This window comes from Aliikangiella litoralis, assembly GCF_052495765.1.
Genome location: NZ_CP199292.1, coordinates 2,015,621 through 2,041,282 on the forward strand (window position 1 = coordinate 2,015,621; position 25,662 = coordinate 2,041,282).

Genomic DNA, 25,662 nt, shown 5'->3' on the forward strand with positions numbered 1-25,662 from the left:
ATTGAATCAACTTTTTTAAGTGAGAATGATTATGGATCTATTCTTTTCGTATCAGATTGACGGTCGCGGTCGAACACGTGAAGCTCGTAGAGATGAACATAATGATGAATATATTAAAGGACTGATAGAACAAATTCTTTTTACTGCACCTGGAGAAAGAGTGATGCGTCCTGATTTTGGTAGTGGTGTTAGAGAGTTGTTATTTACCGCGAACAGTCCCGAGCTAGCGGCAACAACTCAAATGCTTGTACAAGGCTCTCTCCAACAATGGTTAGGACATTTAATTGTTGTTAACAGTGTTAATATCACTGTTAATGAGTCTACTTTAGAAGTGACAGTGGTTTATATTGTTCGTCGCACTCAGCAAGCGCAGCAAGTTCAATTTCAACAAGGAATGTCATTATGATTTATCATTGCTGTCAAGAAAATCGACGAATAGCCGTTGCCAATGATGCAATAATTAATGGCATCGACTATCTGGAAGTGCTTGATAAAGATGCACCAATGGGAAGCCCTCGACAGCAAACCTTGTTGTTGCGATTATTTAAACCTGTTCCATTGACCTGGACGAAAGATAACGTTTTTATTCAAGGTGGGGAACGTGTCCGAAACCCTGCGATTGATTGGATAGCTCCTGCCACTAATTTACCCGAGCCTCTTTTAAACGCTGCCGAAATCGCTTATCTGAGTGCTTTAGAATCGCCGCAAAATGTACTGGTTATCCGTACTAAAAGTAATGGTGATTATTCTGACTATTGTCTTATTTTACAAAAAGCAATTGATGATCTAAATACACCTCCAGATAATTTTGATCCTCAGTTAGCCAAAATTACTTTTTCTTTTAAGGTGGAATGCCAAAGCGATTTTGATTGCCAAACTGAGCATGAATGTTCAGAAGAGTTATCTCAACAACCTGACCTGAATTATTTATCAAAAGACTATGCAAGTTTTCGACAATTAATCCTTGATCGCATGAGTTATTTGTTACCTGATTGGGATAATAGAAGTCCTGCTGATTTAGGCGTGGCTTTAGCTGAAGTGATTGCTTATGTTGGAGATAAAATGAGTTACTGGCAAGATGCTGTAGCAACAGAAGCTTACCTTAATACCGCCCGTAAAAGAATTTCACTACGACGGCACACTTTATTGGTTGATTATCAAATCAGTGAAGGAAGAAATGCGCGAAGCTGGGTATTTATTGAAGTCAGTAATGGGCCAGTTTTGTTACCTGCTGAAGGTGTGCAATTTTTAACGCAAGTTGATGGCCTAAAACTTCCTGATAATAATCGTATTGAACCCGGTTCAAAACAACATGCATTAGCTCAACAGCAACAGGCATTAGTGTTTGAGTTATTAAAAACAACCGATCTTTATGTCGAACATAATGAAATTCATTTTTATACTTGGGGAGATGAACGCTGCTGTTTACCTCAAGGTGCTACAACAGCAACTTTGCTTGGTCATTACCCTCAACTTTCTGTCGGCCAATATTTATTGTTTGAAGAAATAAAGGGACCAACAACAGGCGTAGCTGATGATGCCGATCCTAAACATCGCCAAGTGATTCGTTTAACTAAAGTTGTTCTAACTGAAGATCCGTTACCCGATCCTGAAACGAATTTAAAAAATGCAATTACAGAAATACACTGGTCTAGCCAAGATGCATTAAGGTTTTCCGTTTGCGTTTCTTCGTTAACGAATAGTGATTCCGATAGCCCTGAACCACTCAGCGATGTTAGTGTTGTTAGAGGCAATATCGTATTAGTTGATCATGGAGAAACCATTGATGAAACGTTAGATGCTGTCCCTGAACCCTGGCTTTATTATCCGGCAGACAAAAGTGGAGATGCTTGTGATTTAAATAATAAAATACCCATTCCACCACGATATACACCTAAGTTGAATGAAGCGCCATTATCACATGGTGCTGCTGCTCCCGGTTTTTCCCAACCGGCTTTAGGGACTTTGCAACCTGAATTAGATCAAGTTGCACCACTGGTAATTTCCTTAACGGAAGATACACCAGAAAAAGCACAGTGGAGCTTGAAGCCTGATTTATTAGCAAGCAAAAAAAATGACACTGATTTTGTTGTTGAATTAAACAATGAAGGGGTCGCACAACTTCGATTTGGTGATGACAATAATGGTGCCCGCCCAAATAGTTTGACAGAGTTTAATATTCGCTATCGTGTTGGTAATGGAACGATTGGTAATGTCGGAGCTGAAGGAATTAAACATATTGTTTCTAATGATGACAGAATTGTTGCCGTACGAAATCCTTTAGCTGCTCAAGGTGGATTAGCCGCAGAAACGGCTGAGCAAATTCGCCGTAGGGCGCCACAAGCTTTTAGAACACAGTTGCGTGCTGTTAATGCAGAAGATTATGCTGAAGTGACTAGTCAATTTGATGGTGTACAACAAGCTCAAGCAACACCAAGGTGGACCGGTAGTTGGCATACCCAAACAATTATAGTGGACCGTGATTTAGGCTTACCAATGGATAAAGAGTTTGAAGAGCGCTTATTGACACAACTAGAACGCTATCGTATGGCGGGTCATGATTTGAACTTTAATGATCCAATATGGGTGTCTCTCGAATTAGAAATTCAAATTTGTGTTTCTCGAAATTATTTTAAAAGTGATGTTGAACAAGCCTTGTTAAATATTTTTAACAGTGGTCAAAGTAGTCAGGGTGAAATTGGTTTATTTCATGCCGATAACTTTACTTTTGGTCAAACTATTTATTTAAGTCCAATTTATGCGGCTGCTCGTCAAGTTGCTGGTGTTTCTTCAGTTAAAATCACTAAGTTTTCTCGACAAGGAGATGATGATCCTAAGCCATTATCTGATGGTTTTATGACTTTAGGAGAGTTTGAAATTGCTCGTTTAGATAATAATCCTAATTTTCCTGAAAATGGGATACTTAAATTAAAAATGCTCGGCGGAAAATAATATGACAAATTCTAGTAAACTGAATACTTGTGATTGTTGTGCGGGTATTGAAGTACAAACACCGGTGAAAGCTAATAATTTACCCGGTCAAGGAGCGCTTTCTTATCGTATTGGTCAACACTCTCAGTTTAAAGAGTCGATGATTCAGGCGTTAGCCAAGTCTGAAAATAAAGCGTTGCAATCATTAGGGACAAGAGATGATGATGATTTTACTATTGCCTATCTTGATGGGGTTGCATCGGTTTTAGATGTGTTGAGTTTTTATCAAGAAAGATATATTAACGAAAACTTTTTAGCGACATCAACTGAGCGGCGTTCAGTTTTGGAAATGGCAAGCCTCATTGGTTATGAATTGTCTCCTGGCGTTGCAGCATCAACTTATCTTGCTTTTTCTTTGCAGACTACGCCTGGCATTGCTGACTCAGAAATTGAACCTATTACGATTGATGTTGGAACTCGAGTACAAAGTGTGCCTGGGCAAGATGAAACCCCACAAATTTTTGAAACTAGTGAATCAATTGAAGCTCGCGCAGAATGGAATGCTGTTGCCGTACAAACGATGTTTCCATACATCCCTGCTAGCGGTGATAATGATTTATATATTAACGGTGTTGCAAACAATATTGATGTTGGTGATGCGATTCTCCTGGTTGGTCAAAGTCGGTTAAATAATAGGAGTAATGAACGTTGGGATATACGCATTGTTAATCAAGTTGAGATAAATACTGAGTTAGACGTAACCCGCTTAATATGGGAACAAGGGCTTGGTCATTCTTATCCTAAAATTAATCCCGCAGATACGAATGTTCAACTTTTCGTTTTTCGTCAACGCGAAAGTTTATTTGGGCATAATGCACCAGATAAGAAATATTTTGTTGAGCCTGATACGAGTAGTTTTAGAACATTATCAATGGAAACGGAACTCAGTATAGAAGATGTTGGTTTTTCAACAGGCAGCGCTGACTGGGATTTAAAAATTAAAAATAATCAAATTGATTTAGCTAATCCACATAAAAAAATTGTGGCAGGGAGCTGGATTGCATTAGTGTCTAATGATGCAGATTTTGGTAGTGCTGATTTACCGGGCTATGTAGAGTTGTATCGCGTTAAATCAGTCGCTGCAATGTCTCGGAGTGATTATGGGATTAGCGGAAAAATCACACGAATTGAACCCGACACAACTGAAAATTTAGAGCAATTTAATGACTTAAGAAAAACATTAGCTTTAGTTGAAAGCGAAGCTATAACCTTACATGCTCGACTACTGTTATCTCCTTTGTACGGTGATAATTTTTCGTTAGAAAAAATAGTGGAAGATCTTGTGCCTGGGCAATATTTATCATTGACTGGCGTTAAACAAAGACTCAAAGTCGCTCCCGGAAAGATTAATCTAGCTATGGTGCAAGAGGAGAAAACTATTACTTTAAACGAGGGTGATAGTTTAATTTTAACGGCTATACCTCAAAAAATAGAATTGGGTATTGCTATTGACTTATCGGTTGAAGATTTTGCATTACTTATTAATAACAATGATTCAACGACCCAATTAAAATTAAAAATGATCGATAACGATGGTGTTGAAGGCAGTGTTACCGCTACAGCTGATAATTGGAGCTGGGATAGTGTTGCCAATGATCCGAGGGTTTCTGAAGTTGTTCAAATTAATACTGATGATGGCAGCATTGTTAATGACCGAGTACGTACAAGCATAATACTTAGCTCGGCACTTAAAAATATTTATCAACGTAATTCAGTGAAAATTAACTTTAATGTTGCACCAGCTAATCATGGAGAAACAGTGTCTGAAATTTTAGGTAGTGGAGATGCTCGGATGACTAATCAGAGTTTTTTACTAAAACAGGCTCCTTTAACTTATGTGAGTGCTGACACACCGAGTGGAAGCACTGCCGCTTTAGAAGTGAGAGTTAATGATTTGTTGTGGGCGGAAAAGTCGACTCTTTACCAAGCAGAAAAAGACGAAAGAGTTTATCAGGTTAAAAATCATGACGATGGTACTTCTAGTATTATTTTTGGCGATGGTGTTGAGGGTGGAAGATTACCAACAGGACAAACTAATATTCGAGCAAGCTATCGAAAGTATATTGGAAGTGAAGCTAATTTAGACAGTCATAAACTCACGACACTTTTACAAAAGCCATTAGGTGTTAGTGAGGTAACTAATCCTGAACCATCAACTGGCGGTGCAGATCCAGAACTGATTGATGATGCAAAACAGAATGCCCCTTTAACGGTGCTAACGCTTGATCGTGCTGTGTCAGTTAAAGATTATCAGGATTATGCGAGAGCTTTTGCGGGCGTGGCAAAAGCACATACTTTGTGGGTAAGTTCAGGGAGAGCTAAAGGAATTTATCTAACCATCGCCGGAGTTGATGGGACCGAAATTCCAACAAATAGTGATACTTACACTAACTTAGCGGCTTCATTAGTTCGTTATGGTGATCCGCTTATTCCATTGAATATTGTTAATCATATTAGTACTCATTTTTACCTGGCGCTCGCCGTAAAAATCAATGAAGATGCAATTGTTGATGATGTAATGGAAACTTTGGAAAATCAGCTAAGAGATTATTACTCATTTGCTCACCGTGATTTTGGCCAAAATGTTACTCAAGATGAAGTGATGGCTGTTGCTCATAGTGTCGAAAATATAGAAGCGGTTCGTATAACGCGTTTTTATAAGCAAGGAAGCGATCCCAATGTGATCGCTTCAACGATTACTTCCTTGTTACCAATTGCTACGCTTAACCAGATCCCTTCTGCGGCTGAAATTTTAACTTTGTCATCAGATGCGATGCAATTGGAGCAGTTTAAATGAGTATAAATAGTCAAAGATTACTGGAATTATTACCTGCTATCTATCGAATTAAAGATGCTGAAATTGCGGCGAAATCTGGGTTAGAAAAAGGGCCGCTTGAAGACTTGATGTCTATTATTGCTGAACAAATGGCTTTAATGGAAGAGAATATTCAACAGAGTTATGATGATTTATTTATAGAAACTTGTGCTGAGTGGTTGACGCCTTATATTGGAAATCTTATCGGCTATCAAAGTTTGCATGGTAGCGTGCCTGATATCGCTAATCCAAGAGAAGATGTTGCGCATACGATTGGCAATCGAAGAAGAAAAGGAACGATTGTTGTTTTAGAACAAATTGCACGAGATGTGACTCAGTGGAATGCAACCGCGGTAGAATTTTTTAAACAAATTGGTTGGACACAATTTTTAAATCATACACGCGAAAATGTTTATTATTCTCCGAGTTTAAGAGATTTAGATACACTATCGAGAATAAATTCTCCCTTTAACCGAGTGCAGCACACCGTTGACACTCGAAAAATTGAATCAAGTGGTGGTAAATATAATATCCCGAATATAGGCATTTTTTTATGGCGTTTAGATGCCTATGCGCATTCAAATGTTCCTGCACAAAGGTTAGCTGAACGGCGTTATTTGATTGACCCGTTGGGGAGCTCAATAGAGTTATTTTCTAATCCTAAAACATCAGATAATGGCGTTGTTACTGAACTTGCAAAACCGATTAATGTACCCGAGCCTATTAAACGAAGGCAGTTACATGATCATTTAAAAGATTATTACGGTTATCGTGCAACGACAGGTGCTGAAATTGATAATAGTGAACCCAGTATTCAGTTGTATGTAGAAGGCGTTGAAATACCTAGAGATCAAATTGTTGCGTGTAACCTAAGTGATGATGGTGCTGATTGGGCTCATCAACCAGAAGCTGGTTTTTATGCTATTGATCCTGAATTGGGTAGGGTGGCTTTACCTAGTGATGTTGCAGATCCTGTTAGTGTTGAAGTTTCTTATTTTCATGGTTTCAGTGCCGATATGGGCGGGGCTGAATATTCTCGGTTAGCCAGTTTTGCTCTACAAGAAAGTGATAACCTGATTAGAGTGCCAGATCAGTTTTCGGATATTCAATCAGCAATCAATGCATTATCTGGTGCAGGGGTAGTCGAGATTACTGATAATAATTATTACGAAGAAGCTTTGACTATTCATGTGGCTCAAGATAGTACCATTGAACTGCGAGCTGCCGATAAAAAAAATCCTCATATTCGATTAACTACACCTATGGAAATTATAGGTGAAGAGTCAAGTCGGTTTTGTATTAATGGTATTTTAATTAGTGGTAACCCAATTATTGTTCCCGACAATGGTAGTAACCAGCTTAGCCTGTTAGAAATTAATCATTCTACTTTTGTGCCTGGTATCGAACTAGATAATTCAGGCGTGGCTGTTAACCCTGGAGATATCAGTTTAAACCTTGAAATTATGGGGATCGCGGTGAGCATTAATCGCTCAATTATTGGTGCAATTCGTTCAATGGCAGAAGCAAGCGTTGAACTTTTTGATAGTATTCTTGATGCTAATGATAATGAAAATATTGCGTTTTCAGCACAAGATACTAACAACCCAGGGGCGACTTTTTCTGCTTATGCCAGTACCGTCATTGGAAAAATTTATGCACGTGAATTTGCAACAGTGAGTAATAGTATTTTATTAGCCAAATTGAAAGAAGCCGATAGTTGGAGTGCACCTGTTAGGGTAGAGCGTAAACAGTCGGGATGCGTACGTTTTAGCTTTTTACCTTATGACTCGATAGTCCCCAGACGTTATCGCTGTCAGCCCGACTCTATAGAATCGGCATTAAATTTGTCGCCTCAATTTACCTCATTAAAATATGGTGACCCTGCTTATTGTCAATTATTAACTACAAATGATCATGCTATTTGGCGAGGAGCTGATGATGAAAGCGAGATGGGTGTATTTCATCATTTATATGGGCCGCAAAGAGATAGTAACATCCGTATTAGATTGCAAGAATATTTGCGAGTTGGTTTAGAAGCCGGCGTTTTTTATGAGAGTTAGTTCTTGCCGTTCCGCTTTTCGCGAATAAAGACTAAATAAAATTAAATCAAACATAGAGCAAAGGAATTAACCATGAGTTTTGATCTAAGTCGAAAAACATTTGATCCCCTCAATGATTATTTTGGGGTTGTCATGCAACAAGGTCGTGTACAGGTTGATGCAGACTGGAATACACTCGTTGATCAGATAAAACGTAGAATACAAGCGGGTACATTAGATACTTTTTTAACGAGTGTTGTGCCACGAGTAACGCCTGATGGATTTTTAATTAGCGGTACTGCTGATGCTATTGTAATTGGACCTGGTCGAATTTATGTGGATGGTATTTTAGCAGAAAATCATACCACCACTTTGAAGTGGGATGCTCGTCTTGCCGAGCTATCGGGTACAGCTAAATTATCGGGTGCAGATATTGATGCTGCCCCTTCAGGTATTAACGGCACAACCGCTTACGATGCTCAGCCGTATTACACCAACCCTGCTCCATTGCCTGAAGAGGGAAACTACCTCGTTTATTTAGATGTATGGCAAAGAGATGTGACTTATTTACAAGATGAACAATTAGTTGATGCAGCCATTGGTGTTGATACAACAGCTCGTCAACAAATTGTTTGGCAAGTTAAAGTATTAACCGACATTGGCGATACTGATGAGACAACCGAAGATATTGATATTCCTGGTTGGTTGAACCTTATTCACCCTTCATCTGCTCGTTTAACCACTAGCATTGGTGATTTTTCTCAAGAAGAAAACCCTTGTCTACTACCACCACAGTCAGGCTATAAAGGAACGGCCCATCAACTTTATCGTGTTCAAGTACACCAAGGCGGCACACTTGGTAATGCCACTTTTAAATGGTCACGAGATAATGCTATTGTTGTTTCAAAAATTACTTCATTCACCAGTGCAAAAAAGTTGGTGGTTGATTCTTTAGGTAAAGATGATTTACTCAGTTTTAATGAAGGCGACTGGGTTGAAATTACCGATGATTATCGTCAACTAAATGGAATACCTGGAGAGCTACGGCGAATACAATTGGGTAATGGAATCAACAGAGCTACCCGGACAATAACCTTACTTGGTACTGATTTACCAATGGATGGTGAAACTAATGGTTTTGTTGATGATCCGGCTAGAAATAATCGTATTATTCGTTGGGATCAATCTGGCTCAGTTTATCAAAAGCACGCCGATGAAAGTGAGAGTGTGTATGTTGATTTAGATGATGGCATCAGTTTAGGTGATATTACGATCCCTGCAAGTGGTACAAAGCTATTTTTAGAAAAAGGAGTTTTAGTTGATTTTTCTTTAGAAAATGTTGTTGATGAAGCTGATTTTGATCCTGAATTTAAAGTGGGGGACTACTGGCTAATTGCTGCTCGCTCAAATGATGGCAGTATCGATCTTTTAGACCAAGCACCGCCTGTTGGTGAGCACCATCATTTTACTAAGCTAGCCATTGTTAATGAAAATGGAATAACTGATTGTCGAACACTTTGGCCACCGCTAACTAATAGTGAATCTTGTGCTTGTACTATTTGTGTGCATCCCGAAACACACAATAATGGTAGTGCAACGATTCAACAAGCAATCGATCAAGTCAATCAGCTAGGGGGAGGCAGCATTTGTTTAAGTGTTGGAGAATACTTGATTAGAGAGCCACTACAACTAACAGGAAATTCGGTATCATTAAAAGGACAAGGTTGGAAAACGATACTAACAGGCGTGAATCCAATAACCATTATTGAAGTTGGTGGTGAAGGTGTCGCAACCGATATCAGTATTGAAGGCTTATTTGTAAAAACGTCTGTAAGACAAGGCGTTAATACTGCAATTAGTGTTAAAAACGTTTTTAGTATGAATATTTCTGATTGCGCTATAGTTAGTTTGGCTGCTGGAAGAGGGACTAGTCAGGGAATTCAATTTTTAGGGATTGCTGCTCTGGTTGATATTGAGCAATGTTTTGTGGTTGCTGAACAAGGAATTTTAGGACCTATCAATCAAAAAGAAATATTAGCAACACTCGACTTTAATATCAGTAAATGCACTTTAGCTTGTACTCAATATGCGGTTATTTTTTCTGGCCTGAGTTTTCATTTAAATCAATTAGAAATTGTCAATAATCATTTAGCTAACGCCAATAATGCAGGCATTGAACTTAGTGGAATGGTTGTTGATGATACAGCTGTTAATATTGAGCATAATTTATTAGTTAACTGTAGAAATGGTGTTCGCAGCGGAATTTCTGACATTCGAATTAATAATAATGATATGGAGGTTGATTTAGCAAGAAAGAGTGTTGGTAATGGAATTACATTGATTGATGGTTATGATCCTGAAGATAGCGATAACCTCCAAATTTTTGGAAACCGAATTAAAAACTATGATGGACACGCGATAAGCGTTCAATCTGCTATCGGAAAAATCATGGTTAAGCAAAACCAGGTTGAATCTATTGGTGGGGCCGCGTTTATGATAGAAGAGGGTGGCTCCATTGATTATTTAACATTAGAAAATAATCAATTTAAAGATATTGATGGTGCTTTCACTAGTCTCAAAGGCTATTTTTCAGGTATTTATTTGCAAGCTGTAATGCGAGCCGACATTACTAATAACGTTTTTGATCGTATTGTAAGAAGTGAATCCGATGCGTTTATCAGAGCCGCTATTGCTGTTGCGAGTAGCAATGATGTAAACATAACTGGTAACCGATTTTTTTCGATTACACCGTCAGCTTATACTGGAAATGGCGTCGGTATTTTTATTTCGAGTGAGGTTGGAAGTTTCGAGATAAACGATAATCAGATTAGTCGTATACCTGAAAATGAAGACGAAGTTGTTGAAAAAATTTCTAGTGCCCGCTGGTTCCCGATTATTATTTTAAATTCCAGAGACAATCAACAAGTTGCAACTGCGAGTGATAATTTAGCTGCTGCGTCCAGTGCACGTGGTGAGACTCATTTATATAGCCATGTCACTCACGCTAGGAGTAGCCGTTATAAAAACTCACCTGTTGTGAGTGTTAGAAATACTGCTTATGCAGTATTGGCTGATCGTTTTGTTCTTTTGGGTGCAACGGCTGTTAAGAGACAAAATGTTAATATTAAAGGAAATTATCTGGATTCAACCTCAAGCATTGGTGGTACTGGTGCTGTTTCTGTTTCTGTTCCGCAATATTGTGGATTTATTGATAATGAGCTCCGATCAACAACAGAAGGACTACTTGCTGCAATTTATGGTGATCATGTGATTGCCAATAATAATCGAATGACTACAAACGATGATAAAGATATATTAGATATTCGAGCCCGTCAGTTTGTTGTTTTAGGTAATATGTCAAGTGGGAGAATTATGGTCAATGGCAAACCATTAGATATGCCTTGGCAGCCACTTAACGTTCACATTTAACTACTTGAACTAAAATCAGGATAAGAAAATGAATTACTTTTTGTTTGATAAAGAAAAGTCATTAGAAGATATTGTTAATACGGCCTACAAAGGATTAACCGCTAGTGCGCGCAAAGATGCTGAAGCCTTATTGATTAAAGCTAATCCGCAATTAAAAAAATCGATAAAGAATATACGTAAAGGTAGTATTATTCGGGTGCCTGCTTTTCGCTCAAAAGATAAGCGAAATAGAAAAGCTTCTGATGATCCGATTGAAACAGTTGCACTTGATTTGAGTAAAAAGCTAAGAGTATTTGAAGATGTTTTAAGCGATAAGTTTTCTGAGGTAGATAAAAAAATTAAGCGAGAGGCTGCATTGCTTAAATCTGCGACTAAAGAGTTGAAAACCAAGCCTAACGGTGAGGAACTCGCTAAAAGTTTAAGTAAACACTTAAAAGAGTCAAAAGAAATCAATGCGAAAAAGAAAAAGGTTAGTCTTGATGCGTTAGAAGTGCTACAAAAAATAGCTGATTCAGTAGAGCGTTAGTTTTTTATTAATTCAATTAAATTGCATTAGTTCCGATTTGATCTGATAGCTAATAACTTTGATTCTTATTGCTGTCAGTGTAGACTTTTTTTTGAAGCTGTTTTTTATTGGTTTTTGATGGAGTGTTTAAAAGACTTATTGATTAAACGACTCTCCACAGAAAATCATATCGATATTGTCCGGGTACTTTATTAAGTCAATCTTAGGAAGGCCTAATTTTTCACGAGATGCATTTAAGGCTTCAACTAGTTTATCAAACTCTTTTGTCGGATTTTCTTTAAAACTTTCGGGTATTTTGGTTTGAAAATAATTTTTTGGCATCCCTTGAATAAAGTATCCTGGAAACATACCATATTTATAGATGTTTTCATTAAGCTCTTTCTCTTTAATAGGAGTTAATTGATTATTTTTTCTTAAAATTGACATTTCAAATGCATAACTAAAAGCTAAATCAATATAACTGTATAAATGCCCATGTATTGCTGCGCTATTTAAACTCTCTCGACCAAGCTTTAGTGTTTGATAATCAATTTTTTTATTTTCTTCAATATGCGTAATATAAAACTCTCCTGGTGCTACAGGAAATATACCTTCCCCTCCTAATCCTCCCCAAATCAAATGTAAACCCAAAACGTACATTGCATCTTTATCTCCATTATTAGACATATCTTCTAATATGTTATCTTGATAATCTGCATATGGATGTCTTTCAGTAATAATGTTGCCATTTGGCTGTATACTGTCATTAGGAAAACCCCATCTACTGTAAAATTCTCGCTTTTTGTGTCTTTCTTCTGAACTCATATAATCATAGAGATGAACACAGTCTTTGTTCTTTTTAGTAATGGTTATTTTATTTTTGTTATCAGGTTTTATAGGTGAGGTTTCTTTGTTTTCTACTGTTTCTTTCGAGGTGAAAGTGTCTCTGCTAGCAGACTTAGACATTTGTTCGTTAGTTAAATTTGGTGCTGTTTCTAAATCAATAAACATAAGGAAACTTATTATTAATACACATAATATTAAAAGTGTGATAAATAATTTTTTCATTAGAACCTCTTCCTTTTATTAAAATCACAAGCATTATAGACAAGAAGGGGGAGTTCTTCTCTATGAGAAGCAACCAAAACCAGACAACCAAAACCAGACACCCCGTAACTGGCGATTGTCTTACATTATGCCAAAACAAGCGTTAAATTTCAGTTGAAGGAATAAGAGTTTTTTGTACCAAAAAATCCGACAGAAGCATTGATACTGTTTGAAGCCATAGCAATAAAACAGTGATTATTTTTATCCGGTTTGGTTGTTTAAGGTAGGTGTCAGCCTTCCCAATGAAGATCAGGAAAACTCGAATGCTGTTTTGATGTTTGATTGCTATTCGTTTGAATACAACAAACGCATCGCCTTGATACCTTTTAACCATTTTTTCTTTAATGATTGAGCCTTGTGTTTAAGCCGTTCAACTGAGCCAATCACATAAGTGTTGGTTCGCCCCAAATGAGTGAGTTGATTTAACCAATGATGGGGTTGTAAATTCATCTGATTTAATAGACTGTTGATATGAATTGGCATGCTTGCTTTATCGGGATAGATAATAGATTGGCCTGTCCATTCAACCAATTGAATATAAGCTGTTAGAGTCATTTGAATGGGATAGGTTTTTAATGTGCCTGCAACAGATTGGATTGGTCGTGCTAATTGAGTTATATCAGCTGATAGCTCACTGATACGTTTTTGAATGGAAGTATGTAATGATGATTGCAAGTCTTCAACAATGCCTGCTCTAATAGGGTTTAAATCAACATAAGCCATACAAGATAACACCGCGGTTTCATCAAGTAGTGCAATAGAAGTAAAGCGAGACTCCCAGAATCGGCCTTTGACAAAGTCTTCTGTGTTACTTTGTTTGGCTAATGGTCCATTTAAACGGCTCATCAACCAAGACAAGCTACCTAACCGATATCGATATTTTTTGAGTTTTTCTTTGTCATTAAGAATGATTTGTTTTCTGGCTTCTCTAAACTGACTTTTGCCTGGATACGCCAATATCCACTTATCGGCGACTTGCTCATCAGTCCAATTTTGAGGAGCTTTGGGATCTATATAAAGCACCAAGTGGTAATGATTATCCATAATGGCATAGGCATAAAGTTTGACTGCGAACACTTCTGCTAATTCCAGCATTCTGTTTTCCAGCCAGATTTTTCGATGGTCACAGTTGTTACCGGTGAAAGGATCATGGCCACAGAGAAAGGCTCTTCTGACACAGCGAGAAATACAGTGATAAAAGCCAGCAGAGTGAGAGTCTACAATATGCTTACGAGGAATAGCCATTTTTCAATCCTTGAAAAAGTTAACGAAAGGGGACTTTATCAAGCTGTTTGAGTTAACGCAATGAGATATTGGATGTCGGTAACGAGGAAATTGTTAGTGTTTGGTGTAAGTGATTAGCTATAAGTGGGGTGGCTGCTTTTGTTGGCTGCTTTTGTTGCTTTTGTTTAGTGGGGTGGCTGCTTTTGTTGCTTTTGTTTGGCTTTTGTTTGTTAGATAATGTAGGGAGATGGTTTAAGGGTGTTGTTGCTAATCCTGCCTCACTAAGAGATATTCAGTCGGATATATTTTATGAAAATCTGTACTTTATTGGTAATGAAAGAGTTGCATTTGAAAGGAGGTTAGGCTATTAATCACTACCTGTTTCCAGAGAGAACTCTGAAGATATCGTTGAAATAACTTCGACAAGTTAGAGTCGAGTTTTTCGAATTTGATTCTGTACCATAAATAAAATAAGTTCATTTAGCAAGTATGGTTAAGTTATCTACAGCTTACTAAGTTTAGTGTCATGGTTGATTGTTATTGATATTTAAAGGCTTATCAATCTACGACAAAAGACGATAACTTTGGAAAGTTTGAGCCATTGCATGATGTCCGCTTCAGGCCGTTAAGGACTAAATGTTTGGTCTGATAACACCAATATTCAAATATAGGAAATTTTGATGATCAAATTAATTATCACTTTACTATTAGCCATTATTACTAGTTCTACAATTGCATGTTCCTGTATGCCTGGAAAATCCTTAGTTGAAAAGTATCAAGCATCTAAATTTGTCACGATTGTTGAAGTGATGTCAGAAGATGTGACAGATGAAGGAATAAAAAAAATACATCATTATAAATTGTTGCCAGTAGAACAAGTTAAGGGGTCGATAAATAAAGAGTTTATTGTCAATGTCGAGGAACCATATACTTCTTGTTCGGGTCCGGAAAAAACAGGTAAAAAATGGCTTTTGTTTCACAACGGTGAGGATGAAATATATTTAGGTGGCTGTACTCCCCATAAGCGATTGGAGTTTTTAGAGCGTACAAACCCAAACTGGCGATGGCTATTTGATAATGCTGATAAAGACGAAAATTTTTTTAAAGAGGAGCAAAATAAAAGAATTAAAATTGTAAAGGAGCTCCTCGCTCACGAAAGTGTTAAATCGTTAACCGATGCTTCGGGTAGAATTACTCTTCACAGAGTAAGTGAAAAAGCCTTTAGGGAATTTAATCATCTCTTAAAAAATCATGATGTGGCAATGTATTCGTTAATTAATGAGGAAATTGAGCAAACCATGGATGAGAAGTTTTTTAAATCGAATTACCAACAAGCGTCTTTACAAATTTTCTTTCTTCATAGTTTTACTTATAATGAATTGGTGGAGCTGAAGGAGATTATAAATACTTCTATCGGTAAGAAATTTTTTAAACATTATGCTTCCATGAATGAGGACTTTGTAACTAATTCTAATACTATGGCTAATGCTTATTACCCATACGTTCGGGCTCGTATTAACGCTAGATTAAAAGAGAAAGCAACCAAGAGTAAGTGATTAAGGCTTTATATCAAGAGGGACAAATTCGCTGATTTTTTCTTGCCCCAGTCTCCTCTCTCTGAGGAAGCGAGCTAAACATTGAAAAACAGTTAATCAAACTTTCAATTTCAGGTTATGGTCGTTGATTTTCAGTAAGAAAATGGCCATAACATAATTAACCAGATCTCAGGTTAGAATAGAGGAACGTAGATGTAATCTTTTATGTGATACTGTGGAATGAGTGTTTATTTATAAAAAGGCAAAGTGAGCTTTTAACTTTTAAATACTCTAAATGTCCGCCTATAGCAGAAAAGCCAGAGACACTTAACAATTAGAGCAGTCACTTCGTCACCCTTTAGAGTCTAACAAAACTTTAGCGGCACTCATTGAAGAGATAACCAAATAAACAATCATACAAAGTTGATTTGATATATTGAGTGTTTAATCCGCTTGTTGAGTATATTCACTGCTCACTTAATATCTTTCTGCATCATAGAGCCGGTTTTAGGGTTGGCAAGTAGCTCAAGAAATACTCGCCACAATTCATCATGAGATTGGTTGTTGACTTGATTGGCTAAATAATCTTTGACTAAATCTTGACCATAGTTGTAAGTGATAACATATGAACGGTTGTGTTTGATAAAAGCTAATCGTTGTCGTGAACGTTCCTCACTACTTAAAGCGTATTTCATTAATAATCTAATAGCTTGTTCTGAATCTATTTCATTATTAATATATCGACAAGCAACCATATTATCGACATAAGATAATTGGTGAAGAACCGTTTGAATTTTATAATAAAGCTCACTTTTGTTCGGATTGATGCCTGCTAAGGGAAATAAAATATCGCGTTCAAATTCAACTCTTTCTTGCCAGGGAAAGGCTACGTGAATTCCATAATTAGCGCTGCCTTCTGCAAGTAGGGACAAAGGACTATATAAATTATAAATAGAATATTCCATCCAACCTTTATCGTTAACTAAGTATTTTTCCATTTGAGCATTAAAAATATGATGTCCTGGATATCCTTCATGTGCTGCTAAATCGATTGCTCGCTCAATATAAACAGGGAAGTCGGTATTGAGTTGGATCAAACTGTAGCTGTTGCCTTTATACCAATTGTAAGCACTCCAAACTTGATTGTTGACTAACTCGACATTGAAATTTTCGTTCGCAGGAAGGTTCGTGTGTTTGAGTGTGCGGCTACGAGCTTCTTCAATGGCGGCATCAAAAACCTGGCTGAGCTTATTAACTGGAATAATAAATTCAGAGCGGTAATTGTTAAAACGTGCGTTGAGTTCTCCTGTACCAGGCACTAGTGAGTCGAGTTCTGCTAAAACAGTGTTAAAGTGTTCTTCATCATATTCAGGTGGTTGAATGTCATAAAGGGCTTTGCACTCACTCATAAAATTGAGATGTTTTCCCTGAAGTTGATTAATATATTGGATGCTTGAGCTAAAATGAATGCGTAAAAACTCTAGTCGAGTTTGTTGAGTGGCTATTTCTTCATTTGTTAGTTGTTCTGAGGATTTATAAAGCGCCAATGCTTCTTCTTTAAGTTGTTCTAATGGCGTTTTTACATCTTGAGGATGCCACTCTTCAGGACCATAGTAAGCATCGACATAATATTTAGAGTGTTGTCCAATTTTAAGTGATAACTTAACGTATTTTTCTGCGAGTTGATTAACTTTATTCATATGGCAGTTCAGTTATTTTGAGCAAATAATGCTCAATTGTTCTATAGAGGCACTGTTTTTTAGTATATTCTTATGTTAACAGCTTGATTTTGTACTGTATACGATATGGTTGCACTGATTGATTACTGGCTACATCTTTTAAAGTGATAATCCTTTATAATGATGGGATATGAATTAATTTTTTAATTTTAGGGCGATAATCAATGTCTAAGTTTTTTTATCATGGTAAAGCAAATAATAATAATGAACGGGGTAGCTCCTCTTTTGGTGGAAATAAGTCTGTTCGTTTAGGTACTGTAAAGGCTCCGGCTGTTTTGAGTGTCAAAACAGAAGAAAGAAAGTCTGAATTAGAGAAAGTTTTGTCAAATAATAAGTGGGTTGGCAATATTTCTGTGGATGCTGATAGTGAAGAAAATATTCGAGATTTAGAAATATTACAAAATAGAGCGGTGACTGTTAAAAGTGATAAAAAGGCTAAGCGCAATGATCCTTGTCCTTGTGGCAGTGAAAAAAAATATAAAAAATGTTGTGGGCAATAGCATCATTAAAATTCTTTGATTATTAGCAATCATTATTTTATTTATTTTGATCTAGCGTTTATTGTTCTTGCTAATAGAAGTAACGCGTTGAGTTTTAGTGTGCGGAAATAAAACAGGCACCAAGTAATGGTGCCTGTTTAAAATGTTTAATTGATTTTTAGTTGCTGGTTGCATCAGGAATTATATTTTCAGGTAACTTGATTTGATAGGTATCAATATCAGTACTTGAGTCAACTTCCCAGTTTGAGTTAAATGCTACTCGAGTAAAATCTTGATTAACGGTAGCATGAGGCTCTGTCCAATAACCATTCTCTTTTGAGTGATGATGAGCAAGCTGTAAAATACTTGGATTAGATCTTAGTTCGACTGCAAATATTTTATCATGCATCCAAATTGTACTTCCGTCATAAGATGATGTTCCACCGTAAGTTGACACTAATACCCAACCAGGTTTTTTATAAGCTTTACCTGAAAAGTGGAATGCCGTTGCACTTCCTTTTACATATGACTCAAATAATACGGTTCTAATGCCTGTTTGTATTTCAACCATAAAAACATCTCCAGCATTTGATTGATAATCAACTGCAACATAAGCATCGTTACCGTTTGGAAGTAATGCTAAGTCTGAGTGCTCTGATTTATGATGCAATTTAACTTGCTTAGAAAAGTCTCGGGTAAATGCAGTCGTACCGAAATCATTACCATCCCATGAAGCAACAATATATTTTCCTGATGGGCTCATTGAGGTATGATCTGGGCGTCCAACTCCATTTTCACTGAAGTCCCATGTACCAACAATCGTATCAGTTTCTTTATCCCAAACCATTAGTCCTAAGCCTCGATGATCTTCCGTTTCTACTTGTAAGCCTAAATAACGACCATCAGCAGAACTTGTTCCTTCCGCTTTAGTCCAAGCTCGCGCAGCATTTGACCAGGGAAGCCTGCCAGTAAAGTCACCAATTTTTTGGTAGGCGTTTGTACTAACTGTTAGTTCATAAATTTTTAAGCTGCCATAAGTTCCGGTGAAGTACATAATGTCTGGGTTGCTTGAGTCCCAACGAAGATCCGCATCCGATGCTGGACCATTTAATCTTTTTAAATACTCTCCAGTATTCGCATCATATACATGCCAAAATCCATCGTTAGCTAATGCAAGTAACATGGTATTGTTGGCATTAAATGCTTGTTTTCTAGAATACTCAGCTCTGGCAAAACCATTTGGCGCTTCATTTTTATGATCGGTCATTCTAACAACGCAAGTGCCATAGGATGGATCCGTTGTTGTTATACCTTTAGTCGGTTTAGATATGCTTGATACACGGGTATTGTCAAAACCTTTCGTTAACTGAAAATCTGCGCTATAAAAGTTTGAGCAGACTGTATCTTGATTAGATAGAGTAGTGAAACTCCATTTGTTTTCATCTATCAGTCTTTGTGAGTCAGTTGACTCGTCTAGAAAAACTTCAATTTTAGTTCCTGCTTCAAAAGGTGCGTTGGGTGTAAAAACTAATTGATCATTAGTTATTTCTGTTTGCCCGCTAACGATATTGTTATTTTGTAATACTTCCATGTTAATACTAACTTCTGAACTGTCAACATTGTCGCTAAAAGTAACTGTGATTGATTCAGTTAAAGCGACATTGTTACTTAAGTCAGCTGGCGTTTGACTTAATACTGATATTGGTTCAGGTGTGTTTGGAACAGTTGTAAAGTTAATATTAACTGCTTCAAGTTTTCGGCCATTAGAGTTGCCTGTAACACTGACTAAATGTTTTGTATTACCTGCTAATAAGTTATCAGGATAAAAGTTAATAGTATCTCCACTCACATCATAGCTGCCAGATAAAATTTTGTTATCTGCCTGTAGTGAAAAATTAATATTTAAATCTGAGCTTTCGATAGTTTCAGAATATCTAATACTAATTGGAGTGTTGGTTTGTACTGCTGATGCATCAGCATATGGCGTTGACTCAGTGAAGCCTATTTTAGGTTTATATTGGACTCCTGCTTCTGCGGTAGTAAAGTTGATAATAGACTGTTGAAGTGGTTTCTCTAAAATAGAACCCGACACAGTAAGTGTATATTGAGTGTTTTCAGCTAAAGTGTTAGCGGGGTAAAAACTAACTGTATCGCCAGAAACACTATATTCACCTGCGACCGTTGTGTTGTTTGTTTGCATTGAAATGTTAAGTTTTAAATCAGCACTTTCAATGACTTCTGCATATTGAATACTAATAGGTGTATCAATTGAAACAGATGTTGTATCTGTTTCTGGTGTTGAATTAATAACATTGATTGATTTAATTACTTGTATGGTTCCATCCGTTATCGTTACTTCCGCTTCTTCGTCTAAGTTTACTTTACAACCGGACAGCATAAACAATAATGAAAAGCTGGCGGCTAATACTGAACAGTGTTTTTTGGAATGGAAAAGTTTGCACATAATTAAATATTCCTAACGTTGGTTTAACTTGGGTATTGCTGCGTTGCAATAATACTATCGGTAATATTTTTAAAACCTACATGCTCAATGATGAAGAGTGAGAATTGGCTCTCGTTTTTTGAGGATAGTTAGCTTTTTGAAAAGTGGGTTATTTGTTGGGGATATCTCTGGGGTAAATTTTTTTCCGACTATGGAGCAGGAGAAAGCTTTTGTAAAATAAAGGTTTTTTGATTTATTTGTTCGTTTTGTTGATTTTTTTTGGTGAAAAGAATGGCATTTTTTTTGTGAAATAAAAAAGTGATTAAGGCTTATTCATAAAAGATTTAAAAATTTAAATGGAAATAATAATGTTTGCTTATTGGTATTTATAGTTTGTTATTTTGAAAAAAAGATAACTTTTTTTTGAATGGGGTTTCTTAGATTTATGTGTTGAGAAATCATGTGAAGGCTAGGTTTGTTGCCTTGTTTGTGGCTTTGGTGAAGAGAGTGTTTTTTTTTATGCTTTTTATTGATTGTTTGTTTATATTTTTTAGTAATCAAGAGTTGTTTGCTTAATGTGAAAGAAGTCTTAAAGTCTTTGATAGGTTTTTTCGTTGTTGGACTGTAAAGTGTTTGTTGCTTTTGTTTTGACTTTGGATTTGATTTTAGTATTGAGATTAATTAGCGGTTTTTTTATATTGTCAAATTGAATCAGTTGCATACTGAATAATGCTTTATTGATAGTTTTTTAAGTATATAGAAATAAAAGCATTGCTCTTAAAAGATGTGCTGAGATTATGAAAATATTATTTCTAGCCTATAATCAATTATTCATATTGCTGTTTAATTTATGCTTAAAGTTCAAAGGGGTTTTGTAATGTTAGCAATGAGTATTGTATTATTTTTAGGACTTACTGGTATGGCTATGATATTGGCTGGTAGCCTAAGTATGTATGTGGATATTGCATCTCTCTTAATTATTTTTCCACCAGCCATCGCTTTTACTTATGCATCCACCTCTGTAAAAGGGGTTACAAAAGCATTCACTATACTGTTTACTAATGATACGAACCAAAGTGAGCAGATTTACGGCTTGTCCAAACGAGTCTTTACGGTTTTAGGAAACTCAGGAGTTATATTAGGAATATTTATGACGCTTATTGGCTGGGTTGCTATAGGGGCTAATATTTCCGATGTACGTGAAATAGGTCCTGCATTTGGTGTGTCGATCTTAACTTTATTGTATGGTGTTGTTTTAAAACTACTTTGTTATATAGCAGAGCAAAAAGTACAAACACTCTCTGAGTATTAAAGTACCAATGCTTTTTATATGAGTCTGTGTTTTCATATTATAGAAGAAGGGGGTTAATCAATTTACATTCTAAGTCTGCTTTATTATTTTGTTTAGTTGACTTAAAACTCGTATAATCCGCGCTTATTTCAGTTATTGCTTATGATATCTGAAGCTGTTTTTAATGAATAAACTGTGTCACTAATTATATGATTTCTCGTAAGTTATCTGTTGCTCCTATGATGGAGTGGACTGATCGTCATGACAGATATTTTTTAAGGTTAATAACTAAACACGCGCTGCTCTATACCGAAATGGTGACCACTGGTGCTATTTTGTATGGTCAACATGATAAATATTTAACCTTCAATAATGAAGAACATCCTGTTGCTGTACAGTTGGGCGGGAGTAATCCTACCGATTTAGCTGAATGTGCAAAAATTTGTGAGACGTATGGGTACGATGAAATAAACTTAAATGTTGGATGTCCTTCTGATCGCGTTCAATCTGGCAAGATTGGGGCTTGTTTGATGGCTGAAGCGGAATTAGTTGCTGATTGTGTTCACCAAATGCAAGCTGCGGTTTCTATTCCTGTCACGGTGAAGCACAGAACAGGCATAGACAATTTGGATAGTTATGAGTTTTTAAAGGGGTTTGTTAAAACCGTTAAAGATGGAGGTTGTAAAACCTTTATTGTTCATGCTCGAAAAGCGATCCTTTCGGGGTTAAGCCCTAAGCAAAACCGAGATGTGCCGCCTCTTTGTTATCCTACTGTTTATCAACTTAAACAAGACTTTCCTGAGTTGGAAATTATACTAAATGGTGGGGTTAACTCATTAGAAGATGCGGAAAAGCATCTTTCTTATGTTGATGGCGTGATGATTGGCCGAGAAGCTTATCAAAATCCTTTTATTCTGGCCTCAGTAGACCAACGGTTTTATGGTTCGCAAAATGATTGGCTTGAGCGTAAAACCGTGGTTGAGCAATTGATACCTTATATTGAAACAGAGTTGGCAAAAGGTACTCGTCTGCAACATATCAGTCGTCACATATTAGGATTATTTCACTCACAGCCTAGAGGAAAATTGTGGCGTCGTTATTTAAGTGAAAATGCTTACAAACATGATGCTGGCATTGAAGTGATTTATTCTGCTTTAGAAAAAGTGCTCAAAGGTTAAGTTAATTGAATCAGTGTATTACAAATGCAATCTAGTTGTTAAATTCACCACTTTTTAGTTTTTTTCATCAGCAAGCTTATTTTTCTATGATTGTTTGAGGTAATTGAAAAAACTCAAATTATTTTAAAAAAGTCTTCTATATCAAAAGACTAGCTCGTTTATTAGTGGGTTGGCACGATCTGTGAATTGTAACAGGAGAGCTACCGATTACAGTGGTAGTCATTAAACAGTTTGCAATAACAGAGAGGAAGCCCATGAGTGTATTTAGACGTTTTTCAGATATCATCAACAGTAATGTTTCTGCAATGCTAGATAAAGCAGAAAACCCAGAAAAGATGGTTAAGATGATTATTGCTGAAATGGAAAGCACTTTGTTTGATGTCAGAACCGAGTCTGCCAAAATTATAGCGAGTCAAAAAGAAATGCAACGCCAGGTTAAAACAATGCAAGAAGAGGTTGTTTTATGGCAGTCGAGAGCAGAAAAAGCGCTCAGTAAAGATCGTGAAGACTTAGCTAAGCAAGCCTTGAATGAAAAACACCGAATAGAACAGGCTATTACCGCGCAAAAAAATGAGCTTAAAGAATTGGATGTTGCTTTATTAAGGTTAGAACAAGATGTGAGCAAGTTACAGGCTAAGCTTAATGAAGCAACTGCAAGACGTGATGCGATAGTCGCTCGTCATGAAACGGTATGTTCGACAATTAAAATGCGTAAGAAAATTGATGACTCGGCTATTAATGAAGCATTAAGTCGTTTTGAACGTTTTGAAAAACGTATGGATGAACTTGAAGCCGAGGTTGAAGCAATGGATTTAGGGAGAAATACAAGTCTAAGCCAGCAAATAGACTCCTTAGAAGATAATGAAAAAATAGATGAAGAACTGGCAGCATTAAAAGAGAAGCTGAAAAGCAAGGCTAAAAGTGAATAGTCAGTTGTTAAGTCGTATGTGTGAAGCTTATAGGAGAAAAAAATGAATCGTTATCGTCATTATCAAAATGAATACCATCGAGTTGAAAGACCTCTAGCAAGAAGTAAAATTATGGGCGTTTGTGCTGGTGTTGCTCGCCAGTTTGGTTGGGATGTAACGGTGGTAAGAATTATTGCCATTTTATGCTTATTTACTTTCACAGCGCCTACATTACTCGCTTATATCATTGCTGGGGCTCTTTTTTATTAACAATTAAATCGAAGCATAATACGATTTACCGATGAACTTCTTTATGAAACACGCCCTAAATAAAGAGGTTCTTTTTTATTTATGCAGAGTGTTATTACCGTTAACTTGTTATAATGTTGCCTTAAAATGATGACTAGAATTACACAATAAGGCTAATTGTTTATGAAAGTGATATTTAATAGTTTGTTAGGGATATTGGGGTTAAGCTTTTCTATCGTTTGTTTTGCGGGAGAGTTGATTGTTAGTAATGTTAAGATGCCTAAAATTCCAGAAGTTAGTAGAAGTGCCGCTATTTACCTAAGTTTTGAAAATAACGGCAGTAAAGATTTTATTCTAACAGGTGTATCTACCCCGGTTGCTCACCATGCCATGATTCATCAATCTGTCGAAGAGCAAGGTGTCGCAAAAATGAAACATCAAGATTCTTTAACCATTCCAGCCCAAGGGCGGCTTGAATTTTCTCCTGGCGGATACCATATAATGTTAATGGGGCTAGATAAAAAACTGATGCAAAAACCATTTGTTGTGACACTTTCATTTGCCAAACGTGATGCTATTGAAATAACGGTTAAGCCGTAAGGATTGAGGACTATCTATGTGGAAGTTTTGGAAAAAAGAGATTAACGACAGTGAGTCTGAAGTCACTGCTGATTTAAGTAATGATAATACACAATCAGTATCGCTAACAAAGCTGATTATTTATAGTTTTATTGCTATATCTCTAATTCTGTATTTTATTGGTATGTATTGGAGTTCTGAGCCTGCTCCTTTTGTTGTTGAAAATGAGCAAGCTTACCAAGTTGTTAATGGAGAAAAAAAACTGATTGTCGGTTACACAACATTAGCCACCACTGAAAAAATAGCCAATACACTTTTGACTAAGCCTGGTGGTTATTTGAGTAATGACATTACTCCACCTTCGATATTTTTAGATAACATTCCTTCATGGGAATTTGGTGTGTTAGTTCAGGTAAGAGATATGGCGTCGGTATTGAGAAATCATATGGCTCGCTCACAATCTCAATCTATGGAAAATGAGTTCTTAAAAGAAGCAGAGCCATTATTTAATAATGATCACACATTGTGGATTTGGCCTGATGCGCAAAAGAAATATGAAAAGGCTATTCAACAACTTGCCGCTTTTAGAGGAGAATTAGGTAAAGTTGAAAATTCTCAAGCCCAGTTTTACACTCGCGCAGATAATCTAAATGCCTGGTTAAGTTTAGTTGAAAAACGGTTAGGTGGACTTTCACAACGTTTGACCGCTTCTGTTGGACAAGAGAGAGTCAATACGGATCTGTCTGGTGATTCTGCTGCACATCAGTCAACAGAAAGTGCATCTAGCTTGACGGTTAAAACCCCTTGGATGCAAATAGATAATAACTTTTATGAAGCCAGAGGGGCTTGTTGGGCATTGATTCATATGCTTAAAGCGATTCAGGTTGATTTTGAAACCGTACTGGCCAAAAAGAATGCAAAAACGAGTTTAGCCCAGATCATTCGAGAACTAGAGGCTACTCAAGAATCAGTGTGGAGCCCTATCATTCTTAATGGTAGTGGATTTGGCCTTATGGCTAACCACTCGCTTGTTATGGCTTCTTATATTAGTAGAGCTAATGCGGGTTTAATTGATTTACGCGAGCTTCTTTCTAAAGGTTAATCTTATATTGGCTCGTTAATTTTTGGTCATTTAGTTTTATTTTGGCTAT

18 protein-coding genes are annotated in these 25,662 nt (G+C 36.7%); 14 read left to right on the forward strand and 4 right to left on the reverse strand.

The window, feature by feature from the left end; genetic code table 11:
- Positions 1 to 31: 31 nt before the first annotated feature.
- The 6 genes from ACT5E3_RS08415 (at position 32) to ACT5E3_RS08440 (ending at position 11,800) form a co-directional block, all read left to right on the forward strand.
- Positions 32 to 406, forward strand: coding sequence for a GPW/gp25 family protein (locus ACT5E3_RS08415; protein ID WP_444997859.1), 375 nt, complete (start codon positions 32 to 34; stop codon positions 404 to 406).
- Positions 403 to 2,952 carry a putative baseplate assembly protein gene (locus ACT5E3_RS08420; RefSeq protein WP_444997860.1) on the forward strand — a complete coding sequence of 850 codons (2,550 nt, stop codon included), beginning with the start codon at positions 403 to 405 and terminating at the stop codon, positions 2,950 to 2,952. Before ACT5E3_RS08415 ends, ACT5E3_RS08420 begins: the two co-directional genes overlap by 4 nt.
- 1 nt (position 2,953) lies before the next feature.
- Entirely contained in the window at positions 2,954 to 5,788 is a 2,835-nt protein-coding gene (locus ACT5E3_RS08425; protein ID WP_444997861.1) for a baseplate J/gp47 family protein, read from the forward strand.
- Positions 5,785 to 7,866 carry a hypothetical protein gene (locus ACT5E3_RS08430; RefSeq protein ID WP_444997862.1) on the forward strand — a complete coding sequence of 694 codons (2,082 nt, stop codon included), beginning with the start codon at positions 5,785 to 5,787 and terminating at the stop codon, positions 7,864 to 7,866. Before ACT5E3_RS08425 ends, ACT5E3_RS08430 begins: the two co-directional genes overlap by 4 nt.
- 72 nt (positions 7,867 to 7,938) lie before the next feature.
- Complete coding sequence (locus ACT5E3_RS08435; protein WP_444997863.1) at positions 7,939 to 11,274, forward strand: DUF6519 domain-containing protein; 3,336 nt, start codon at positions 7,939 to 7,941, stop codon at positions 11,272 to 11,274.
- Between the two features lie 28 nt (positions 11,275 to 11,302).
- Positions 11,303 to 11,800: a hypothetical protein gene (locus ACT5E3_RS08440; protein ID WP_444997864.1), complete on the forward strand. Its 498-nt coding sequence runs from the start codon at positions 11,303 to 11,305 to the stop codon at positions 11,798 to 11,800.
- Between the two features lie 135 nt (positions 11,801 to 11,935).
- Here ACT5E3_RS08440 and ACT5E3_RS08445 read toward each other — a convergent pair whose 3' ends face one another.
- On the reverse strand, positions 11,936 to 12,847 hold the full coding sequence (locus ACT5E3_RS08445) for a hypothetical protein (RefSeq protein WP_444997865.1): 912 nt from the start codon (positions 12,845 to 12,847) through the stop codon (positions 11,936 to 11,938).
- Between the two features lie 324 nt (positions 12,848 to 13,171).
- Positions 13,172 to 14,131 carry a transposase gene (locus tag ACT5E3_RS08450; RefSeq protein WP_444997866.1) on the reverse strand — a complete coding sequence of 320 codons (960 nt, stop codon included), beginning with the start codon at positions 14,129 to 14,131 and terminating at the stop codon, positions 13,172 to 13,174.
- A gap of 659 nt (positions 14,132 to 14,790) precedes the next feature.
- Here ACT5E3_RS08450 and ACT5E3_RS08455 point away from each other — a divergent pair.
- The gene (locus tag ACT5E3_RS08455) at positions 14,791 to 15,666 is read left to right on the forward strand and encodes a hypothetical protein (RefSeq protein ID WP_444997867.1); all 876 of its coding nucleotides are present in this window, start codon (positions 14,791 to 14,793) and stop codon (positions 15,664 to 15,666) included.
- A 452-nt stretch (positions 15,667 to 16,118) separates the two neighbouring features.
- On the opposite strand, the gene ACT5E3_RS08460 is transcribed toward ACT5E3_RS08455, so the two are convergent.
- Positions 16,119 to 17,345, reverse strand: a complete 1,227-nt coding sequence (locus tag ACT5E3_RS08460) for a hypothetical protein (protein ID WP_444997868.1) — start codon at positions 17,343 to 17,345, stop codon at positions 16,119 to 16,121.
- Between the two features lie 203 nt (positions 17,346 to 17,548).
- Here ACT5E3_RS08460 and ACT5E3_RS08465 point away from each other — a divergent pair, with 203 nt between their 5' ends.
- Positions 17,549 to 17,884: a PBPRA1643 family SWIM/SEC-C metal-binding motif protein gene (locus tag ACT5E3_RS08465; protein WP_444997869.1), complete on the forward strand. Its 336-nt coding sequence runs from the start codon at positions 17,549 to 17,551 to the stop codon at positions 17,882 to 17,884.
- 157 nt (positions 17,885 to 18,041) lie between these two features.
- Here the strand turns inward: ACT5E3_RS08465 and ACT5E3_RS08470 are convergent, their stop codons facing one another.
- Entirely contained in the window at positions 18,042 to 20,327 is a 2,286-nt protein-coding gene (locus ACT5E3_RS08470; protein WP_444997870.1) for an Ig-like domain-containing protein, read from the reverse strand.
- A gap of 856 nt (positions 20,328 to 21,183) precedes the next feature.
- Here ACT5E3_RS08470 and ACT5E3_RS08475 point away from each other — a divergent pair.
- The 6 genes from ACT5E3_RS08475 to ACT5E3_RS08500 all read left to right on the forward strand — a co-directional run bounded on the left by ACT5E3_RS08475 (position 21,184) and on the right by ACT5E3_RS08500 (position 25,613).
- Positions 21,184 to 21,618 carry a hypothetical protein gene (locus tag ACT5E3_RS08475; RefSeq protein ID WP_444997871.1) on the forward strand — a complete coding sequence of 145 codons (435 nt, stop codon included), beginning with the start codon at positions 21,184 to 21,186 and terminating at the stop codon, positions 21,616 to 21,618.
- A 188-nt stretch (positions 21,619 to 21,806) separates the two neighbouring features.
- Positions 21,807 to 22,775: a tRNA dihydrouridine(20/20a) synthase DusA gene (gene dusA / locus ACT5E3_RS08480; RefSeq protein WP_444997872.1), complete on the forward strand. Its 969-nt coding sequence runs from the start codon at positions 21,807 to 21,809 to the stop codon at positions 22,773 to 22,775.
- A gap of 254 nt (positions 22,776 to 23,029) precedes the next feature.
- The gene (pspA, locus tag ACT5E3_RS08485) at positions 23,030 to 23,704 is read left to right on the forward strand and encodes a phage shock protein PspA (protein ID WP_444997873.1); all 675 of its coding nucleotides are present in this window, start codon (positions 23,030 to 23,032) and stop codon (positions 23,702 to 23,704) included.
- A gap of 42 nt (positions 23,705 to 23,746) precedes the next feature.
- On the forward strand, positions 23,747 to 23,953 hold the full coding sequence (locus ACT5E3_RS08490; RefSeq protein WP_444997874.1) for a PspC domain-containing protein: 207 nt from the start codon (positions 23,747 to 23,749) through the stop codon (positions 23,951 to 23,953).
- Between the two features lie 162 nt (positions 23,954 to 24,115).
- A complete protein-coding gene (locus ACT5E3_RS08495; protein WP_444997875.1) occupies positions 24,116 to 24,532 on the forward strand; it encodes a copper chaperone PCu(A)C in 417 nt (138 codons plus the stop codon).
- A 16-nt stretch (positions 24,533 to 24,548) separates the two neighbouring features.
- Entirely contained in the window at positions 24,549 to 25,613 is a 1,065-nt protein-coding gene (locus tag ACT5E3_RS08500; protein WP_444997876.1) for a DUF2333 family protein, read from the forward strand.
- The last annotated feature ends 49 nt before the right edge of the window (positions 25,614 to 25,662 follow it).